This window comes from Streptomyces sp. NPDC090022 (assembly GCF_044748145.1).
Classification (GTDB): Bacteria; Actinomycetota; Actinomycetes; order Streptomycetales; family Streptomycetaceae; genus Streptomyces.
Genome location: NZ_JBIVFN010000038.1, coordinates 39,079 through 56,307, shown reverse-complemented (window position 1 = coordinate 56,307; position 17,229 = coordinate 39,079). Strand labels below are relative to the sequence as shown.

Here is a 17,229-nt window from a genome sequence, read left to right as displayed (position 1 = left end):
CACCCACATGGTCCCCGCCACCCTCACCCCCCTCACCGCCCTCCCCCTCACCCCCAACGGAAAACTCGACCCCACCCAACTCCCCGCCCCCCGGCATCTGCTGACCTCGGCGGAGTACGTCGCCCCGCGCGACGACATCGAGGCCGAGCTCGCCGATCTGTTCGGTGAGGTGCTGGGCCGGGAGGCCGTGGGGATCCACGAGAACTTCTTCGACGGCGGTGGCGACTCCCTGCTCGCCGTGCGCCTCATGGCACGGCTGCGCCGCGCCTTCGGCGTACCGCTCCAGGTGCGGGCCCTGCTCGACGCGCCGACCGTCGAGCGGCTGGCCGTGGCCGTGATCGAGGCGCTGGCCGAGGCCGCCGATCCGGCCGAGCTGGAGCGGATGCTCGCAGGCCCCGGAGCCGGAGCCGGACACGGACACGGACCTGAAAGGACGCCATGACCCCCACGGACACGAGCCCGGGGAAGCGCGAGCGAACCCGCGCCGACCTGGGCCGGTTGATGCGCAACCGGGAGTTCCGGCTGCTCTACATCGGCCAGACCTCCTCGGTCATCGGCGACGCGATCGTGCCGCTGGCCCTGGCGTTCGCCGTGCTGGAGCTGACCGACTCGGCGTCGGCCCTGGGCCTGGTCCTGGCGGCCCGGGTGGTGCCCACGGTGGTCCTGCTGCTGCTCGGCGGGGTGATCGCGGACCGGATGTCACGGCGCCGGCTCATGCTGCTGTGCGACACCACCTCGTTCCTCGCGCAGGCCGTCCAGGGCGTGCTGCTGATCTCCGGGAACGCCACCCTCGCCTCGATGGTGGCGTTGCAGCTGGTCGCCGGCACCGCGTCGGCGTTCTTCCACCCCGCCGCCACCGGGCTGATGCCCGAGGTGGTCAAGCCCGCCGAACTCCAGCGGGCCAACGGCCTGGTCGGGCTCAGCGAGAACACCGCGTACATGGTCGGGCCGGCCATCGGCGGTCTGCTGCTGGCGCTGTTCTCCCCAGGTGCCGCGCTGATCTTCGACAGCCTGACCTTCCTCATCAGCGCCATCGCGCTGTACCTGATCCGGCTCGCGCCCGCGGGTGACGCCCGCCGGGCCAAGGACGGCGAGGGCGCGCCGGCCACGTCGGTGCTCCAGGACCTCAAGCTCGGGTGGGACGAGTTCCGTTCCCGGACCTGGCTGTGGACCATGGTCGCCTGGGCGGCCAGCTTCCACCTGCTGGTGCTGCCGGCCTGGCAGGTCTTCGGGCCGGCCGTGGCCCGGGACCAGCTGGGCGGCTCCACCCCGTGGGCGATCATCAGCGCGGCCACCGGGCTCGGTGCGGTCCTGGGCGGGGTGATCGCCCTGCGGATGCGGCCGCGGTACATCATGCGGGCCTCGTTCATCCCGCTCGGTCTGTACGGGCTCCAGCTGCTGGCGCTCGCGCTCGTCGCGCCCGTGTGGGTGATCGCGGTGGCGGCGCTGATCAGCAACATCGGTCTGTCGATGTTCAACGTGTTCTCGCTGACGGCCATGCAGCAGAACGTGCCGATGGAGTCGATGAGCCGGGTCAGTTCGTACGAGTGGCTGGGCAGCATCGGCCTGCTGCCGGTGGGGCAGGCCCTGGTGGGCCCGGCCGGCGGGCTGAGCTCGCCGACCACCGTCCTGGTGGTGGGCGCGGTGTGGATGTTCCTGACGCCGGCGCTGCTGTTCGTCGTACGCTCCGCCCGCAACCTCCGCGCGGTGCACGAGGAGCCGGGGGACGACGAGAAGCCCGAGAAGCCCGAGGAGTCCGGGGCGGTCTCGGCGGCGCCCGCGGGCGCCTGAGCCGCACCCCCGGACCGACCCTGCCGGGGCGGTGGCCGAAAGGCCCCCGCCCCGGCCTTTTTCCGCCATCAGCAGGTCTGATGACACGTTGACGACGGGCAGGGCCAAAGGCAGCCTCGAAAGGTCGGAGCGTAATACGCTCCGGTGCGGCCGAAATCGCCGCCCGAAATCGCGTTCACGGGGGAAGAGAATGACCGTCGACGTTCTGATCTGCGATGAAATGCCATTGGTTCGCGACGGCATAAAGGCTCTCCTCGCGGACGAGGAGGACATCCGTGTGCTGGATGTCACGGACAGCGGAATTCACGCGATGATGATGATCCGGACCCGTCGGCCGGACGTCGTCATCACCGGGGTCCGGCTCAGCGGCCTATCCGGTCTGGACATGATGCGGCGGCTCAAGGACGAGATCCTGGAGCCGCCGCCGCGCGTCATCGTCTTCGCCATGGACGACAGCGACGAGACCATCACCGAGGTGCTGCACGCCGGTGCCTGCGGGCTGCTCGTCAAGGACGTCAGCCGGGGCGAGCTGGTCGCGGCCGTGCACGCGGCTGCGCGGGGCCAGGTGATGCTGGCCCCGCGCATCGCCGAACGGCTGGTGCACTGGTTCTGCCGCCAGGACAGTCAGCCCGAGGAGCTGCTCCAGCCGGCCGCGGAGGCGCTCACGCCGCGCGAGCGCCAGATCCTCGTGCTCATCGCCAACGGTCTGTCGACCGAGGACGTGGCCGAGGAGCTGACGATCGGGCTGGCGACCGTGCGCACCCACATCTACCGGCTACGGCACAAGCTCGGTCTCAAGGACCGTGCCCAGCTGGTCTCCTTCGCCTACCGGGCCGGCCTCATGCAGCTGACCTCCCAGACCACGGTCACGCCCTGAGGCGGAGCCGGTCCGCTCGTCCGCGAAGTGGCAGGCGGACTCGTGCGCGGCGGGGGTGTCCTTGCCCTTGAAGCGCTCCGGGATCGCCAGCAGCGGCTCCTCGGTGGCGCACGTGTCCTCGGCCTTCCAGCAGCGGGTGCGGAAGCGGCAGCCCGAGGGCGGGTTGGCCGGCGAGGGCACGTCACCGGTCAGGATGATCCGCTCGCGCGACTCCCGCACCTGCGGGTCCGGGACCGGGACGGCGGAGAGCAGGGCCTGGGTGTACGGGTGGGTGGGGTGGTCGTAGATCTGCGCGTCGGTGCCGATCTCCGCCATCTTGCCCAGGTACATCACGCCCACGCGGTCCGAGATGTGCCGCACGATCGACAGGTCGTGCGCGATGAAGACATAGGACAGGTCGAACTCGTCCTGGAGCTTCTCCATCAGGTTGATGACCTGGGCCTGCACCGAGACGTCCAGCGCCGAGACCGGCTCGTCGCAGATGATGATCTCCGGGTTCAGCGCGAGGCCGCGGGCGATGCCGATGCGCTGGCGCTGGCCGCCGGAGAACTGGTGCGGGTAGCGGTTGATGTACTCCGGGTTCAGACCGACCACGTCCAGGAGCTCCTGGACCTTGCGCCGGCGGTCGCCCTTGGGAGCCACCTCGGGGTGGATCTCGTACGGCTCGGCGATGATGTCACCGACCGTCATCCGCGGGTTGAGCGAGGTGTACGGGTCCTGGAAGACCATCTGGATGTTGCGGCGCACGGCCTTCAGCGCGGCCCCGGACAGCTTGGTGATGTCCTGGCCCTTGTAGAAGACCTCGCCCGAGCTCGCCCGCTCCAGGTTCATCAGCAGCTTGGCGACGGTGGACTTGCCACAGCCGGACTCGCCGACGATGCCCAGGGTCTCGCCCTGGTAGAGGTCGAAGGAGATCCCGTCGACCGCCTTGACCGCACCGACCTGCTTCTTGAACAGGATGCCCTGGGTCAGCGGGAAGTGCTTGACCAGGTTGCGGACCTCGAGGATCGGCTCACGCGTGGTCGCCTCAGCCATCGATCGTCTCCTTCCAGAAGTGGCAGGCGCTGCCCCGGCCCGGTACCGCGTGGCCTTCCCGGTCCGTGACCGGGTGCAGGGCCGGGATCTCCGTGCGGCAGACGTCCTGCGCCCGGACGCAGCGCGGGTTGAAGGCGCAGCCGCTCGGGATCGCCAGCAGGCTGGGCGGCAGACCGCTGATCGCGTAGAGCTCCTGGCCCTTCTGGTCCAGGCGCGGGATCGAGTCCAGCAGGCCGCGGGTGTACGGATGGGCCGGGCGCCGGTAGATGTCGTGCACGGGAGCCGTCTCGACGATCCGGCCCGCGTACATGACCGCGATCTTGTCCGCGACGTCCGCCACCACGCCCAGGTCGTGCGTGATGAGCACGAGGCCCATGTTGAGCTCCCGCTGGAGTTCGGCGAGGAGGTCCATGACCTGGGCCTGGACGGTCACGTCGAGAGCCGTGGTCGGCTCGTCGGCGATGATCAGGTCCGGCTCCAGGGCCAGCGCCATCGCGATCATGATGCGCTGGCGCATACCGCCGGAGAACTGGTGCGGATAGTCCCCGACCCGCTGCTTCGCCGCCGGGATCTTCACCCGGTCCATCAGTTCCACTGCCTTCGCGCGGGCGGCCTTGCGGGAGAGTCCCTCGTGGACGCGGAACATCTCGCCCAGCTGGGTGCCGACCGAGACGACCGGGTTCAGGGCGGACAGCGCGTCCTGGAAGACCATGGCCATCTTGGCGCCGCGCAGCCTGCGCCGCTCCTCGGCGGTCATCGTGAGGATGTCCCGGCCCTGGAAGAGGATCTCGCCCCGGCTGATCCGGCCGGGCGGGCTGTCGAGGATGCCCATGATCGCCTGGGCGGTCACGGACTTGCCCGAGCCGGACTCGCCGAGCACGGCGAGGGTCTCGCCCGGATCGACGCTGTAGCTCACACCGTTGACGGCCTTGGCGACCCCGTCCCGGGTCGCGAACTCCACGTGCAGGTCGCGCACCTCCAGGACTGGGGTCACGCTGCCGGGCCCGGCGGCCGCGCCGGGGGCCTGGGCGGCGCCGGGTGCGGCGCCGGGCCGGTGGTCGGTGATGGTCATGTACGTCTCCCTCAGCGCAGCTTGGGGTCGAGGGCGTCGCGCAGACCGTCGCCGACGAAGACGAATCCGAGGACCGTCAGGACGATGGCGAAGCCGGGCGCGAGCCACAGGTAGTCCTTGACCCCGATGAAGCCGCGTCCGGTGGCGAGCATGCTGCCCCACTCGGGGACGCCGGGGGCGACGCCGATACCGAGGAAGGACAGCGAGGCGACGCCGACGACGGCCGTACCGACGTTGAAGGCGGCGTAGACGAGCACGGCGGTCATCGAGTTGGGCAGGATGTGCTTGAGGACGATCCGCGGGGAGCGGGCCCCCAGGGCGCGCGCGGCCTGGACGAACTCCGCCTCGCGGACGGAGAGGATCGAGCTGCGCAGCAGCCGGGCCACGGTGGCCCAGGAGAAGACGGCCAGCGAGACGATCACCGGGGTGATGCCCTGGCCGACGACGAGGATGATGGCGATCGCGCCGATGAGCAGCGGGAACGCGAAGAAGATGTCGGCCGTCCGCATGACCAGGGTGTCGACCCAGCGGCCGGCGTAGCCGGCGAGGGCCCCCAGGGTGACGCCGATGAGGCAGGTCAGGGCGATCGAGGCGAAGCCGACGAGCATGGCGAGCCGGGTACCGGCCAGGAGCCGTGCGAACAGGTCGCGGCCGAGGGTGTCGGTGCCCAGCCAGTGGGCGCCGGACGGCGCGGCCAGCGCGTTGTCGAGGTCCTGGGCGTAGGGGTCGTACGGGGAGAGCAGCGGGCCGAACGCGGCGGCCAGCACCAGCAGGCCGACGATGACGAGTCCGGCGACGGCCAGTTTGTTCTGCAGGAACCGCTGGCGTACGTCCGACCAGTAGGCGGCACGTTCGCCGGGTTCGGGGAAGGCGCCCGGCGCGGCGGCCGCGGCGGCCGCCCCCGCGGGGGCGCCGGCCGGGGCGCCGCCGCGCGGGGCGGCCGCCGCGTCCTCGTCCGCCGCCGGGCGGTGGGTGATGAGGTCGGTCATGGGAGTTTCCTCACGGACGGGGGCGCGGCGGTCACTGGTAGCGGATGCGGGGGTCGAGGATCCCGTACAGCAGGTCGACGACCAGGTTCAGCAGGACGAAGATCGCCACTCCGTACGTCACCACCCCCAGCACGACCGGGTTGTTCTGCATCTGCACGGCGGTGACCAGGGCCAGGCCGACCCCGTCCCAGTTGAAGATGGACTCGGTGATCAGGGCGCCGCCCATCAGCAGGCCGAAGGAGATGCCCAGGTAGGTGACGACCGGGATCACGGAGTTGCGCAGGATGTGGTGGGACAGGACGCGCCGGCGGGGCAGGCCCTTGGCGATCGCGGTCTTGACGTAGTCGGCGCGCAGCACCTCGAGCATGGTCCCGCGCATCAGCCGGGCCACCAGGGCGGCGTCGACGATGGCCAGCGAGATCGCCGGCAGCACCATGGACTGGAAGTCGCCCCGGCTGAGCAGGGGGAACCAGCCCAGTTCCACCACGAACACCTTCTGGAGCAGGAAGCCCGTCACGAAGGTCGGGAACCCGATGGCCAGGGTGGTGGCGAAGGTGGTGAGCACGTCCCAGACGCTGTAGCGGAAGAGGGCGGCGATCAGGCCGACCGCCAGGCCCAGTCCGACGTCGATGACGATGGCCACCAGGGCCAGCTTGCCCGTGTTGACCAGCTTGGGCGCCAGGATGTCGCTGACCTCGCGGCGCTGGACGTAGTCCTCGCCGAGGTCTCCGGTGACCAGGCTGCCGACGTAGCGGACGTACTGCTCGTGCAGCGGCTTGTCGAGCCCGTAGCGCTCCTTGAGGACCTCCACGACGGCCGGGTCGTGCGCGTTGTCGCTGCCGGCGAGCGAGCCGATCGGATCGCCCGGCAGCATGAACAGACAGGTGAACAGGATCATGGTCGCGCCGAGCAGGACGAAGACCATTTGCCCGAGGCGACGGGCGATGTACCGACCCATGCCGGGCTCACTTCCGCTTGAGGGAGATCTCCTCGAGGACCGGCGTCTCGCCGAACCCGATGTCGTCCAGTCCGTCGAACTTGTCGGTGGCGACGAGGCGGTACTCGGACCGGTTGAAGGTCGGGATCAGCGCCATGTCGTCCATGGCGATCTTCTCGGCCTGCTTGTAGAGGGCGATGCGGGCGGCCTCGTCCTTGGTGGCGCGGGCCTGCTCGATCACCTTGTCGAACTCCGGGTTGCTGTAGCGGCCGGTGTTGTCGCCGCCGACGGTGCCGTTGTCCTCCTTGGCGATGGAGGAGGAGTGCAGCATCGGGAAGAGGTAGTTGTCCGGGGTCGGGTAGTCGGCGCCCCACGAGTAGCGGAAGAGTCCGGTGGCGTCGGGGGCGTGCTCCTTCTCCAGCAGCTCGGGGAAGGGCAGGCCCTTGACCTCGACGACGATGCCGAGGACGTCCTCCAGCTGCTTGCCGACGGCCTGGATCCAGTCCTCGTGGCCCACGCCGGTGTTGAAGGCGAGGGTGAGCCGGGTGCCCGGGGTCAGCCCGCCGGCCTTGGCGAGCTCACGGGCCTTGGCCGGGTCGGGGGCGAGGCAGGAGGCGCACAGGCCCTCCTGGTACGAGTCGGGCAGCGCCGGCGGGACGATGGAGGACGCCGGCTTCTGGTAGCCCTGGTAGAGGCTCTTGGCGATCTTGGCGCGGTCGATGGCGTACGAGACCGCCAGCCGGGCCTCCTTCGTCTTCAGCGGGCCCTGGTCGGTGATCGGCAGCAGGTAGTTCTGGCCGTTGACGTCCTTGTGCAGCCACTTGCCCTGCGGCTTGTAGCGGGCCTCGGCGGCCGTCAGCTGCGTGGTGGGGACGTGGGCGTAGTCGAACTCGCCGGTCTGGAAGCCCTGGTACTCGAGGTCGAACATGCTGAAGTAGTTGACCAGGGAGATCTCGACGCGGGCCAGCTTGGCGGGCTTGAGCCCGTAGCCGTCGTTGCGGACGAGGCTGATCTTCTTGTTGTGGTCCCACTTGCCGTCGAGCTTGAAGGGGCCGTTGCCGATCGGCTGGTCGGCGAACTCCTTGTTCTCGGGTCCGCCGGCGGCCTTGGGCATCGGGGAGAAGACGGTGTGGCCGGTCTTCTTGTCGAATTCGCAGTCGCCGGAGGAGAGCTCGACCTTGAGGTGGTCGGGGCCGGTGGAGGACAGGCCGGCGAGCTTGTCGGCCTTGCCGTCCTGGATCTCGTCGAAGCCCTTGATGCCGGCCAGGTGGTAGGCGATGTCGGAGGCCATCGGCTTGCTCGTGGCCCGGTTCCAGCCGCGGATGAACGCCTCGGCGTCCACGGGCTCGCCGTTGGTGAAGGTGGTGCCGGTCCTGACCTTGAACGTCCACTCGGTGCACGTGTCGTTCGCGGTCGCCGACTCGGCCAGGCGGGGCTCCAGCTTGCCGTCGGGGGCCGTACGGTACAGCCCGGTGAAGACGACCTCGGAGACGATCAGGCCGGTGGTCTCGGAGGCCAGGGCGGGGTCGATCGCCTTGGGTTCGGTGACGCCGAACCGGAACGTCCCGCCGTCCTTGCCGGCCGCGCCGGCACCGCCGTCCGGGCCCGGGCCGCACGCCGTGGCCAGCAGTGCGGTGACCGCCGCAGCGGTCAGCCATCTGGCGTGTCGCACGCCGCGCATCATGATGCCTCCTGGGTCGTCCTCTGGGTCTTTTCACTTTTCGCCCGGAGGGGGGAGGGCGGCCATGGGCGCCGGATCACGGGATGATTACGGGCGGACCGGCGTGGAGGAGAAATACGGACCAACGGGAAAACGGCCGAATTCGCGTGTACGGGCGGGTGTTTCCCGTTTACCCGGGACCTCATCGGAATGCTGACACGGGGTGGGTCGGGGGGCTCACAATGAATTCACGCGGAAGGGTGCGGAAGGGGGGCGGAACGGGTGCGCCTCGCGTAGTGGCGGGCGGCTTTCGCCCGGTTTCCGCAGCCGGTGCCCGCGCCGGCGCACCAGCGGCGGCTGCCGTTGCGGCTGGTGTCGAGGAAGTACAGCCCGCAGGAGGGATCGGCGCAGGTGCGGATACGGCCGGGGTCGCCGGCGAGCAGCGTCAGGTAGTCGGCGGCGGCGAGCCAGCCCAGCAGCCGGGCCGGGTCGGCGACGTCCGTGCGCTCGACGGGGCCGGCCGGGGTCAGCAGGCGGCGGATCCGGCCGGGTTCGAGGAGCCGGTTGAACGCGTCGAGGGCCGCCGGGTCCGGCGGATCGGGCGGCCGCCGGCCGGCCACGACGGCCAGGGCCGACCGGGCCTGCCGGGCGACGGCGAGGGTGGCCGCGTCGGCGCGCAGGTCGCCGTCCCGGTACCGGTGGGCGGCACGGGAGCCGGCGAGCCACCGGGCCAGGCCGTCGGTGCCGGCGAGCAGGTCGTGGTGGCCGTGGCGGTCGTGCCAGCGGGTGTTGAGCAGGTCCAGGCAGAGCGGCTCGCCGGTAAGCGGCCGCGGGTCCCCGCCGCCCTCCGGACCGTCGGCGGCGCGCGCCCGGGCCGCGCCGGCCGTACCGGCGACCGCGACCGCGCCGGGGGCCGGGTCCGGGGGCGCCGCCTCGGTCGGGGTGCGGGAGGTCAGGCCCATACGTCGCTCAGGGCGGGGGTGGGGAAGGTGACCTGCGGTTCGGTGGCGCAGCCCGCCGGGCAGGCCCCGGACGAGCCCTCGGGGATGAACTCGGCGGCCCACGGACCCGGTACCAGGCCCGGCAGCAGCAGTTGCCACAGGCTCGTCAGGTGGTGCCGGAGCGGACCGCAGTCCCCCGCGGCACCGCGGCCCGGTCCGGGCGTGAGCGCGTCCAGGCCGAGCAGGGCGGAGCCGAGCTGGCCGCAGACCTCGCCGGGGTCGGCGCGCGGGTGCAGCCGGCCGCCGAAGCGGGCGGCACTGAGCAGGTCGTGGACGGGCACGATCCAGGAGGCGTGCCAGTGCACGATGCCGCCGGTGCCCAGGCCCGTGCGGGTGGCGTCGCGGGCGAGCCGGGCGCCGGCGCGGATCACCGGGTCGTGGCCCAGCAGTCCGGCGACGGCCTGGGTGGCGTCGATGGCCGTCTGCAACGGCTCGCCGCCGGAGCGCAGGACGGGCGCCAGGACCCGGCCCGTGCGGCGCCGGGACTCGGTCCGTACGGCGTCGGCGAGGTCGGCCTTGGAGGTGAAGTGGTAGGTCAGGGCCCCTTTGGTCACCCCGGCGGCCGTGCTCACGGCGGTGAGCGAGGCCGCGGCGTAGCCGTGCCGGTCGATGGCTTCGGCGGCCGCGTCGAGCAGTGCGCGGCGCGTCCGGGCGGCTCTCTCCTGCTGGGTCATGGGTGGGCTCTCCTGGATGGGGGGGTGGCGGCCGGACGGTCGTGTGCGTGCGTGGGGGGAAGCGGGCGTGCCGGAGGGGTGGCCGCGGGGTCCCGCGGCCACCCGTCCGGACGTGGCCCTAGGCCACGTCGGCGGCGGTCGCCCGGCGGTCCTCGAAGCTCTTGCGGAGCTGGGCGCGGCGGAGTTTGCCGATGCCGGTCTTGGGCACCTCGGAGCGTTCGACGGGCAGGACGTGCGTGACGTCGACGCCGAGGCGGGCGGCCACACGGGCGCGGATCTCGCCGGTCTCGGCCTCGGTGACGTGGCCGGCCCGGGGGTGGAAGAAGACCGCGAGTTCCTCGGCGGCGCCCGGCGCGGGGGCCACGAGGGAGGCCACGGTGTACGAGGGCTCGACGAAGGGGAGTTCCTCGACGGCCGCCTCGATCTCGTGGCCGTGGTAGACGACGTCGCCGAGCTGGATGACGTCGTCGGTGCGGCCGGTGACGGTCAGGATGCCGTCCTCGACGTAGGCGAGGTCGCCGGTCTTGAACCAGCCGTCCTCGGTGAACGACTGCTGGTTCTGCGCCGGGTTGTCGTAGTAGCCGCAGGTCACGGTGGCGCCGTGGACCTGGAGCCGGCCGGTGGTGCCCCAGGGGACCAGCGCGCCGTGCTCGTCGACGACCCGGACCTTCGTCCCGGGCTGCGGGCGGCCGACCGGCACGTAGCGGTCGTCGCCGGCGGCGGCCTCGGTGAACTGGCAGTCGGCGACGCCCGCGGTGGTCTCGGACATGCCCCAGCCGGGGAACATGGCGGTCTCGGGCAGGCCGTAGGGGGCGAGGATCTCCAGGAAGCGGCGTACGACTCCGGAGCGGACGGCCTCGCCGCCGTTCATGATGTAGCGCAGCCGGTGGAGGTCCAGGCCGCGCCCGGCCAGCTGGTCGGCGCGGTCGTTGACCAGGACGTACGCGAAGTTGGGCGCCCACGTGGTGTCGGCCCGGTGCGCGGAGACGGCGTCGAGCCAGCGCAGCGGGTCCTGGAGCACCCAGCCGATCTTGGCGTGGACCTGCTCGCAGGCGAGGAAGACGTCGCGCGCGTGGAACATGATCAGGCCGCCGACGTGGTCCAGCGGCATCCAGTTGAAGGTGCGCGTGTCCTGGTCGAGCCGGTTGACGCGGGCGGTGGCCGCGCTGCGCACGAGCACGTTGCCGTGGGTGAGGGTGACCGCCTTGGGCACGCCGGTGCTGCCCGAGGTGAGCAGCAGGACCACCGGGTCGCCGGCGGCGGGCCGGTGGTGGCCGGTGGCGGGCTCGTGGGCGTCGCGCAGGGCGGCGATGTCGCCGAGGTGGGCGGCGGCCCAGCCGGTGTCGGCGGTGACGGCGGCCGCGATCTCCTGGCCGGCGCCGGTCAGGACGCGGGGGCGGCCGTAGCCGGTCCAGACGCGCTCCAGCAGGGCGGGGCCGGTCTCCGGGTCGGCGCTGACGGGCAGCGGCAGGTAGCCGCCCAGCACGCAGGCCCAGAAGGCGGCGACGAGTTCGGGGTCGTAGCCGGCCTGGAGGACGACCTTCTCGCCGGGGCGGACGCCGGCGGCGCGCAGCCCGGCCAGGATCCGGGAGGCGTCGGAGAGCAGGCCCGCGTAGCTCTGGCGCACCTCCGTGCCGTCGGGCTGGATGTACGTCACGCCGTGGCCGGTGCCGGCGGCGCGGACGAGGGCGGCGCCGAGGTCGGGGACGCCGGGGTCGGGGGCGGGCCCGCCGTCGAGCAGCGATATGCCGGTGGTGGTCACGCGTGGTTCTCCTCTTGCTGGGCGGTGGATGCCCCCGCGGTGGCGACGATGACGAGCGGGCCGCGGCCGTGGAAGGGGGCGGGCTCCTTGCGGAAGCCGCCGTACTCGGCGGTGACGGTCAGGCCCGCGGCGGCCAGCAGGTCGCGCATCTCGGGGCCGGTGAGGACCGCCTGGTCGAAGAAGTTGTCGTACATCGAGACGGTGCCGTCGGCGGCGCGGACCAGGAGGGTCTCCTCGTTGCGCCAGTTCGCGGCGTGCGCGTTGACGGCCTGCCGGGCGAGGCGGGTGATCAGGACGCCGTCGGGGCCGCGGTGGTGGGCGACGGTGTGCGGCTGGAAGGTGTCGACGAAGTTCAGCAGGTGGCCGAACTCGAGGACGACGTGGCCGCCGGGGCGCAGCAGCTCGCGGATGCCGCGCAGGGTGGCGCCCAGTTCGGCGCGCGGCAGGTAGTTGAGCGTCATGAACAGGCTGTAGACGAGGTCGTAGCGCTCGTCGGTGCGGTACGTCTCGGCGCGGCCGTGGACATAGGTGAGCCCCGCGCCGCCGGCGGCGCGGGCGTAGTCGACGAAGGCGGCGCTCTGGTCGACGCCGGTACCGCGGTAGCCGCGCGCGGCCAGCGCGCGCAGGTTGGTGCCGGTGCCGCAGCCCAGGTCGAGGGCGGTGCCGCCGTCGGGGAGCAGGGAGCTGAGGAATTCGGTCTCGGCGTCGACGCTGCGGAAGTCCTTCCGCATGATCTCGTAGTACTCGCCGGGGAACTCGAAGCTGGTGCCGGTCAAATCCGTCATCCTCCTCGGATGTCAGTGCTCGTCAGTTGGCCGCGGCGGGCTCGCGCATGGTGCGGTAGCCGCGGGGCGTCACGCCGTACCGGTCGCGGAAGAGCCGGCTGAAGTGGGAGGCCTGGAAGAGGCCGGCCCGCTCGCCGATCACCCCGACGGGCAGGTGGTCGAGCCGTGCGTCGAGCAGCTCGGACCGGCAGCGCGCCAGGCGCTCCTCGCGGATCCAGCGGGCGGGACTGGTCCCGTTCTCCTGGAAGATCCGTTGCAGGTAGCGCAGGGAGATGTGGTGGCGCTCGGCGACCGCGTGCGGGGTGAGCGCGGGGTCGGAGAGGCGCTCGCGGATGTAGGCCTGGATGTGGAGCATGAGGTCGTGCCGGGCCACCTCGTCCTCGGCCGCGAGGTTGCGCAGCCGGTCGGCGAGGACGGCGGCGGCGAGGCCCGCGATGGTGCCGCCGACGCGGTCGAGGGCGGAGTGGATCTCGGTGCCGTGCTCGTCGAGGCCGGCCAGCAGCTGGGAGAGCAGGGCGCCGGCGCCCATGCGGCCGCACCAGGCGGTGGCGGTGAGCTTGGCGGTGTCGGCCGGCGGCATGCCGATCTGACGGTGCGGCAGCAGGACCTCGACCAGGCGGAAGGGGCGCGGCAGGAACAGCTGGTAGGGGCGGGTGCTGTCGCAGCAGACGATCTGCGGGGCGACCGCGTGGCCCTCGCGGCCGTCCTGGTGGACGCCGATCCCGCCGCTGAGCGGCCGGAAGAGGTGCAGGTAGGCGCCAGGGCCGGGGCGGATGGCGCGGGCGGGGCGGATGGCCTCGTGGGGGCCGCCGGCCGCGACGACGATCTGTACGTCGCCGAACTGCTTGCGTACGGCGGAGCCGCGGACGCAGTCGTCGTGGCCGCGCAGGACATGGGCGGGCTCGTGACCGGGCCGGGAATCCCGCGGTCCCGCTCCGGGAACGGCGGTGCGCGCGTCCGGCATGTCCATCGTCCTCCTCGCTCCGCGAAGCGTCGTGCCGTGCTCTGCCGTGGCGTGCCCTGCCGTGCAACCGGGCAGGCGATGCCATAAAAACATACCCGCGTGCACGTATCCGAGCGTCATCAGAGGTTTCAATCCACCGCCGCCCATCTCGGGTTTCCTGCGCAAACCGCTGATCATCAGGCGCATTTCGGCAACCACGGGGGTGGATCCCGAGGTACCGTCGAAGCCCCGGATCGGCCCGCACCGGCGATTTTCCGTACGGTGGCGGATGTAATTTCGAAGAGGGGTATCACGTGACGATCAAGGTCGGCATCAACGGATTCGGCCGTATCGGCCGCAGCTTCTTCCGCGCCGCCCTCCAGCGGGACGCCGGGCTGGAGGTGGTCGCGATCAACGACCTCACCGACGCCGCCACGCTCGCGCACCTGCTCAAGTACGACAGCACGCTCGGCCGCCTCGGCCACGAGGTGCGGGCCGCCGAGGGCGCGCTCGTCGTCGACGGCCGCACCATCGAGGTGACCGCCGAGCGCGACCCCGCGAACCTGCCCTGGGGCGAGCTCGGGGTCGACGTCGTCATCGAGTCCACGGGTGTCTTCACCGACGCGCACAAGGCCCGCGCCCACCTCGACGCAGGCGCCCGCAAGGTCATCATCAGCGCGCCCTCGAAGAACGAGGACCTGACGATCGCCTTCGGCATCAACGACCACCTCTACGACCCGCAGGCGCACGACATCGTCTCCAACGCCTCGTGCACCACCAACTGCCTGGCCCCGCTGGCGAAGGTCCTCGACGACGCGCTCGGCATCGAGCACGGCCTGATGACCACGGTCCACGCCTACACCCAGGACCAGAACCTCCAGGACGGCCCGCACGCCGACCTGCGCCGCGCCCGCTCGGCGGCCACGAACACCGTGCCGACCACCACCGGCGCCGCCAAGGCCATCGGCCTGGTGCTGCCCCAGCTGAACGGCAAGCTCGACGGCTACGCGCTGCGCGTGCCGATCCCGACGGGTTCGGCGACCGACCTGACCGTACGGGTCGGCCGGCAGACCACCGCCGAGGAGGTCAACGAGATCTTCGCCAAGGCCGCCGAGGGCGCCCTGTCGGGGATCCTCACCTACACCGACGAGCCGATCGTCTCCAGCGACATCGTCACCGACCCGGCGTCCTGCATCTTCGACTCGGGCCTGACCAAGGTCATCGGCGACGGCCGCCAGGTCAAGGTCGTCGGCTGGTACGACAACGAGTGGGGCTTCTCCAACCGTGTGGTGGACACCGCCCTGCTGATCGGCGCCCGTGGCTGACCGGAGGTCACCGTGATCAAGACGCCCTACCACGAAGGAGAGCAGGCCGTGCAGCGGCGGGCCCGCGAGGGCCGCGGGCCCGGCTGGGGCTCGCCGATGTTCGAGGACGAGATCCTGCCGGGCTTCGACCAGTACCTGCACCGCCAGCGCATGCTCTTCCTCGGCGGCCGGGACACCGCGGGGGCCGTCTGGTCCTCGCTGGTCACCGGCGAGACGGGCTTCGCGACGACGCCCGACACCCGCACGATCGTGCTGAACGCGCTGCCGGTGCCCGGCGATCCGCTCGCGGACGCGTTCGAGTCGACCGCCGACATCGGGCTGCTCGCCCTCGAGCCGCACACGACCAGCCGGATCCGGATCAACGGCGTGGCCCGGCGGGACGGCGAGACGCTGCGCGTGCGCACCGAGCAGGTCCTGGGCAACTGCCCCAAGTACCTCCAGGTACGGGTGCCGGCCCCCGACGGGCCCGCGGACCCGCCCGGCCCGTCACGGGCCGGCACCGCGCTCACGGCCGAGCAGGAGAAGTGGATCCGCGGCGCGGACACCTTCTTCATCGCCAGCCACGCCGAGGGCTACGGGGCCGACTCCTCGCACCGCGGCGGTGATCCCGGCTTCGTCACCGTGGCCGGGCCGCGCAAGCTCGTGTGGCCCGACTACTTCGGCAACTCCTTCTACATGACCCTGGGCAACCTGCAGCTGGACGCCGGCTGCGGACTGCTCTTCCTGGACTGGGAGACCGGCGGCACGCTCCAGATCTCGGGCAGGGCCCGGATCGACTGGGACGAGCAGCACCGCGCCCACGTGCCCGGCGCCCTGCGGATGTGCGAGTTCGACATCGAGCAGGTCGTCCAGATCGACGGGGCGACCCGGCTGCGCTGGGCCTACGGCGCGCCTTCGCCCTTCAACCCGCCCGCCCCCCAGGGCTGACCACCCCCGCTCACCCCCTGGGACGCCCCGGTCCGACCGGGGCCCCGTCCGGCCGTGCCGTCTCCCCCGTCGGCGCGGCCGGACGGCGTTTCACGTCCGTGCTCCGCACCGCCGGGGACACCTCCCGCGCCCGAAGCCACCGCCTCCACACGACTCCACACGACTCCACACGACTCCACCGACCTCACGATGGGATGCACCGCTGCCATGTCCGATCCGGCCTTCCCGCGGCTGCGCGCCGACGTCTCCACGCTCCCCCGCTACGTCCCGGGCCGTCCCGCCCCCGACGCACTCGTCGACAAGCTCTCCTCCAACGAGAACCCCTATCCCCCGCTGCCGTCGGTGATCCACGCGATCGAGGAGGAGCTCGGCCGGCTCAACCGCTACCCCGACCCGGCCGCCCGCGAGCTCACCGCCGAGCTGGCCGCCTTCCTCGGCGTGCCCGCCGGGCACCTGGTGCTGGGCACCGGGTCCGTGGGCATCACCCAGCACCTGGTGGCCGCCGCCGCGGGCCCGGGCGACGAGGTCCTCTTCGCCTGGCGGTCGTTCGAGGCGTACCCGCTGATCACCTGGGCGGCCGGGGCCGCCTCGGTGCAGGTGCCGCTGCGCGAGGAGCGCCACGATCTGGACGCGCTGGCCGGCGCGGTCACCGACCGGACCCGGCTGATCTTCATCTGCAACCCCAACAACCCCACCGGCACCGCGGTACGGCGCGCCGAGCTGGAGCGGTTCCTGGACCGGGTGCCGCGCGAGGTGCTGGTCGTCCTCGACGAGGCGTACCGGGAGTTCGTCGACGACCCGGAGGTGCCCGACGGCGTCGAGCTGTACCGCGACCGGCCCAACGTGGCGGTGCTGCGCACCTTCTCCAAGGCGTACGGGCTGGCCACGCTGCGCGTCGGCTTCGCGGTGGCGCACCCCCGGGTGGCCGCGGCCCTGCGCGCCTGCGCCGTCCCGTTCGGGGTGAGCGGGCCGGCGCAGGCGGCGGCGGTCGCCTCGCTGCGCGCCGGGGACGAACTGGCCGAGCGGGTCGCGGACCTGGTGGCCGAGCGGGCGCGGGTGACGCAGGGGCTGCGGGAGGCGGGTTACACGGTGCCGGAGAGCCTGGCCAACTTCGTGTGGCTGCGGCTGGGCGCACGGACCGCGGACTTCACCGACGCCTGCGAGGCCGCCCGGCTGATGGTCCGCCCGTACGGCGAGGAGGGCGTGCGCGTGTCCATCGGCGCGCCGGACGCCAACGACCGGCTGCTCAAGACCGCGGCGGACTGGCTGCGCTGACGCCGCGCGCCCGCTCCCCGGTCCCGGTCCCGGCGCGGGACCGGGACCGGGCGCGGCCGCGGGCCGGGCGGGCCGCGGTGCAGGCCCGCCGCAGCACCCGGCCCACGATGACGGCCAGCGGGACCGGCGCCTCCCCGTACGAAGCGCCGGTACCGCGGCCGTCGGCGCCGGCCGGG

General features: G+C 72.2%; 16 protein-coding genes. 6 read left to right on the top strand and 10 right to left on the bottom strand.

The genetic code is table 11. The features are described from left to right. The 3 genes from ACIPXB_RS35725 to ACIPXB_RS35715 form a co-directional block, all read left to right on the top strand. On the top strand, positions 1 to 442 hold a 442-nt coding region (locus tag ACIPXB_RS35725; protein WP_401456927.1), incomplete at its 5' end, for a phosphopantetheine-binding protein. After that, complete coding sequence (locus ACIPXB_RS35720; protein WP_401456926.1) at positions 439 to 1,791, top strand: MFS transporter; 1,353 nt, start codon at positions 439 to 441, stop codon at positions 1,789 to 1,791. The genes ACIPXB_RS35725 and ACIPXB_RS35720, both read left to right, overlap by 4 nt. Before the next feature lie 190 nt (positions 1,792 to 1,981). Beyond that, a complete protein-coding gene (locus tag ACIPXB_RS35715) occupies positions 1,982 to 2,668 on the top strand; it encodes a response regulator (RefSeq protein WP_401456925.1) in 687 nt (228 codons plus the stop codon). Here the strand turns inward: ACIPXB_RS35715 and ACIPXB_RS35710 are convergent. The 10 genes from ACIPXB_RS35710 to ACIPXB_RS35665 all read right to left on the bottom strand — a co-directional run bounded on the left by ACIPXB_RS35710 (position 2,567) and on the right by ACIPXB_RS35665 (position 13,553). Then, positions 2,567 to 3,703, bottom strand: coding sequence for an ABC transporter ATP-binding protein (locus ACIPXB_RS35710; RefSeq protein ID WP_401456923.1), 1,137 nt, complete (start codon positions 3,701 to 3,703; stop codon positions 2,567 to 2,569). The genes ACIPXB_RS35715 and ACIPXB_RS35710 overlap by 102 nt on opposite strands. Further along, positions 3,696 to 4,775, bottom strand: coding sequence for an ABC transporter ATP-binding protein (locus ACIPXB_RS35705; RefSeq protein WP_401456922.1), 1,080 nt, complete (start codon positions 4,773 to 4,775; stop codon positions 3,696 to 3,698). The genes ACIPXB_RS35710 and ACIPXB_RS35705 overlap by 8 nt, the downstream gene beginning before the upstream one ends. A gap of 11 nt (positions 4,776 to 4,786) precedes the next feature. Then, positions 4,787 to 5,764, bottom strand: a complete 978-nt coding sequence (locus ACIPXB_RS35700) for an ABC transporter permease (protein WP_401456921.1) — start codon at positions 5,762 to 5,764, stop codon at positions 4,787 to 4,789. A gap of 31 nt (positions 5,765 to 5,795) precedes the next feature. Then, positions 5,796 to 6,722 carry an ABC transporter permease gene (locus tag ACIPXB_RS35695; RefSeq protein WP_401456920.1) on the bottom strand — a complete coding sequence of 309 codons (927 nt, stop codon included), beginning with the start codon at positions 6,720 to 6,722 and terminating at the stop codon, positions 5,796 to 5,798. A 7-nt stretch (positions 6,723 to 6,729) separates the two neighbouring features. After that, positions 6,730 to 8,382, bottom strand: coding sequence for an ABC transporter substrate-binding protein (locus ACIPXB_RS35690; RefSeq protein ID WP_401456918.1), 1,653 nt, complete (start codon positions 8,380 to 8,382; stop codon positions 6,730 to 6,732). A 227-nt stretch (positions 8,383 to 8,609) separates the two neighbouring features. Continuing rightward, on the bottom strand, positions 8,610 to 9,323 hold the full coding sequence (locus ACIPXB_RS35685) for a CGNR zinc finger domain-containing protein (protein WP_401456916.1): 714 nt from the start codon (positions 9,321 to 9,323) through the stop codon (positions 8,610 to 8,612). Next, complete coding sequence (locus tag ACIPXB_RS35680; RefSeq protein ID WP_401456913.1) at positions 9,314 to 10,036, bottom strand: ScbR family autoregulator-binding transcription factor; 723 nt, start codon at positions 10,034 to 10,036, stop codon at positions 9,314 to 9,316. Before ACIPXB_RS35680 ends, ACIPXB_RS35685 begins: the two co-directional genes overlap by 10 nt. Before the next feature lie 118 nt (positions 10,037 to 10,154). After that, positions 10,155 to 11,798, bottom strand: a complete 1,644-nt coding sequence (locus ACIPXB_RS35675; protein ID WP_401456911.1) for an AMP-binding protein — start codon at positions 11,796 to 11,798, stop codon at positions 10,155 to 10,157. Next, positions 11,795 to 12,583 carry a class I SAM-dependent methyltransferase gene (locus ACIPXB_RS35670; protein WP_401456909.1) on the bottom strand — a complete coding sequence of 263 codons (789 nt, stop codon included), beginning with the start codon at positions 12,581 to 12,583 and terminating at the stop codon, positions 11,795 to 11,797. Before ACIPXB_RS35670 ends, ACIPXB_RS35675 begins: the two co-directional genes overlap by 4 nt. 22 nt (positions 12,584 to 12,605) lie before the next feature. Further along, on the bottom strand, positions 12,606 to 13,553 hold the full coding sequence (locus ACIPXB_RS35665) for a helix-turn-helix domain-containing protein (protein ID WP_401456907.1): 948 nt from the start codon (positions 13,551 to 13,553) through the stop codon (positions 12,606 to 12,608). Positions 13,554 to 13,840: 287 nt separating this feature from the next. On the opposite strand from ACIPXB_RS35665, the gene gap reads away from it, so the two are divergent. The 3 genes from gap (at position 13,841) to hisC (ending at position 17,053) form a co-directional block, all read left to right on the top strand. After that, positions 13,841 to 14,851, top strand: a complete 1,011-nt coding sequence (gap, locus tag ACIPXB_RS35660) for a type I glyceraldehyde-3-phosphate dehydrogenase (RefSeq protein WP_401456905.1) — start codon at positions 13,841 to 13,843, stop codon at positions 14,849 to 14,851. Positions 14,852 to 14,863: 12 nt separating this feature from the next. Then, positions 14,864 to 15,778, top strand: a complete 915-nt coding sequence (locus tag ACIPXB_RS35655; protein WP_401456904.1) for a pyridoxamine 5'-phosphate oxidase family protein — start codon at positions 14,864 to 14,866, stop codon at positions 15,776 to 15,778. A 207-nt stretch (positions 15,779 to 15,985) separates the two neighbouring features. Beyond that, the gene (gene hisC / locus ACIPXB_RS35650) at positions 15,986 to 17,053 is read left to right on the top strand and encodes a histidinol-phosphate transaminase (protein ID WP_401456901.1); all 1,068 of its coding nucleotides are present in this window, start codon (positions 15,986 to 15,988) and stop codon (positions 17,051 to 17,053) included. Positions 17,054 to 17,229: the final 176 nt, after the last annotated feature.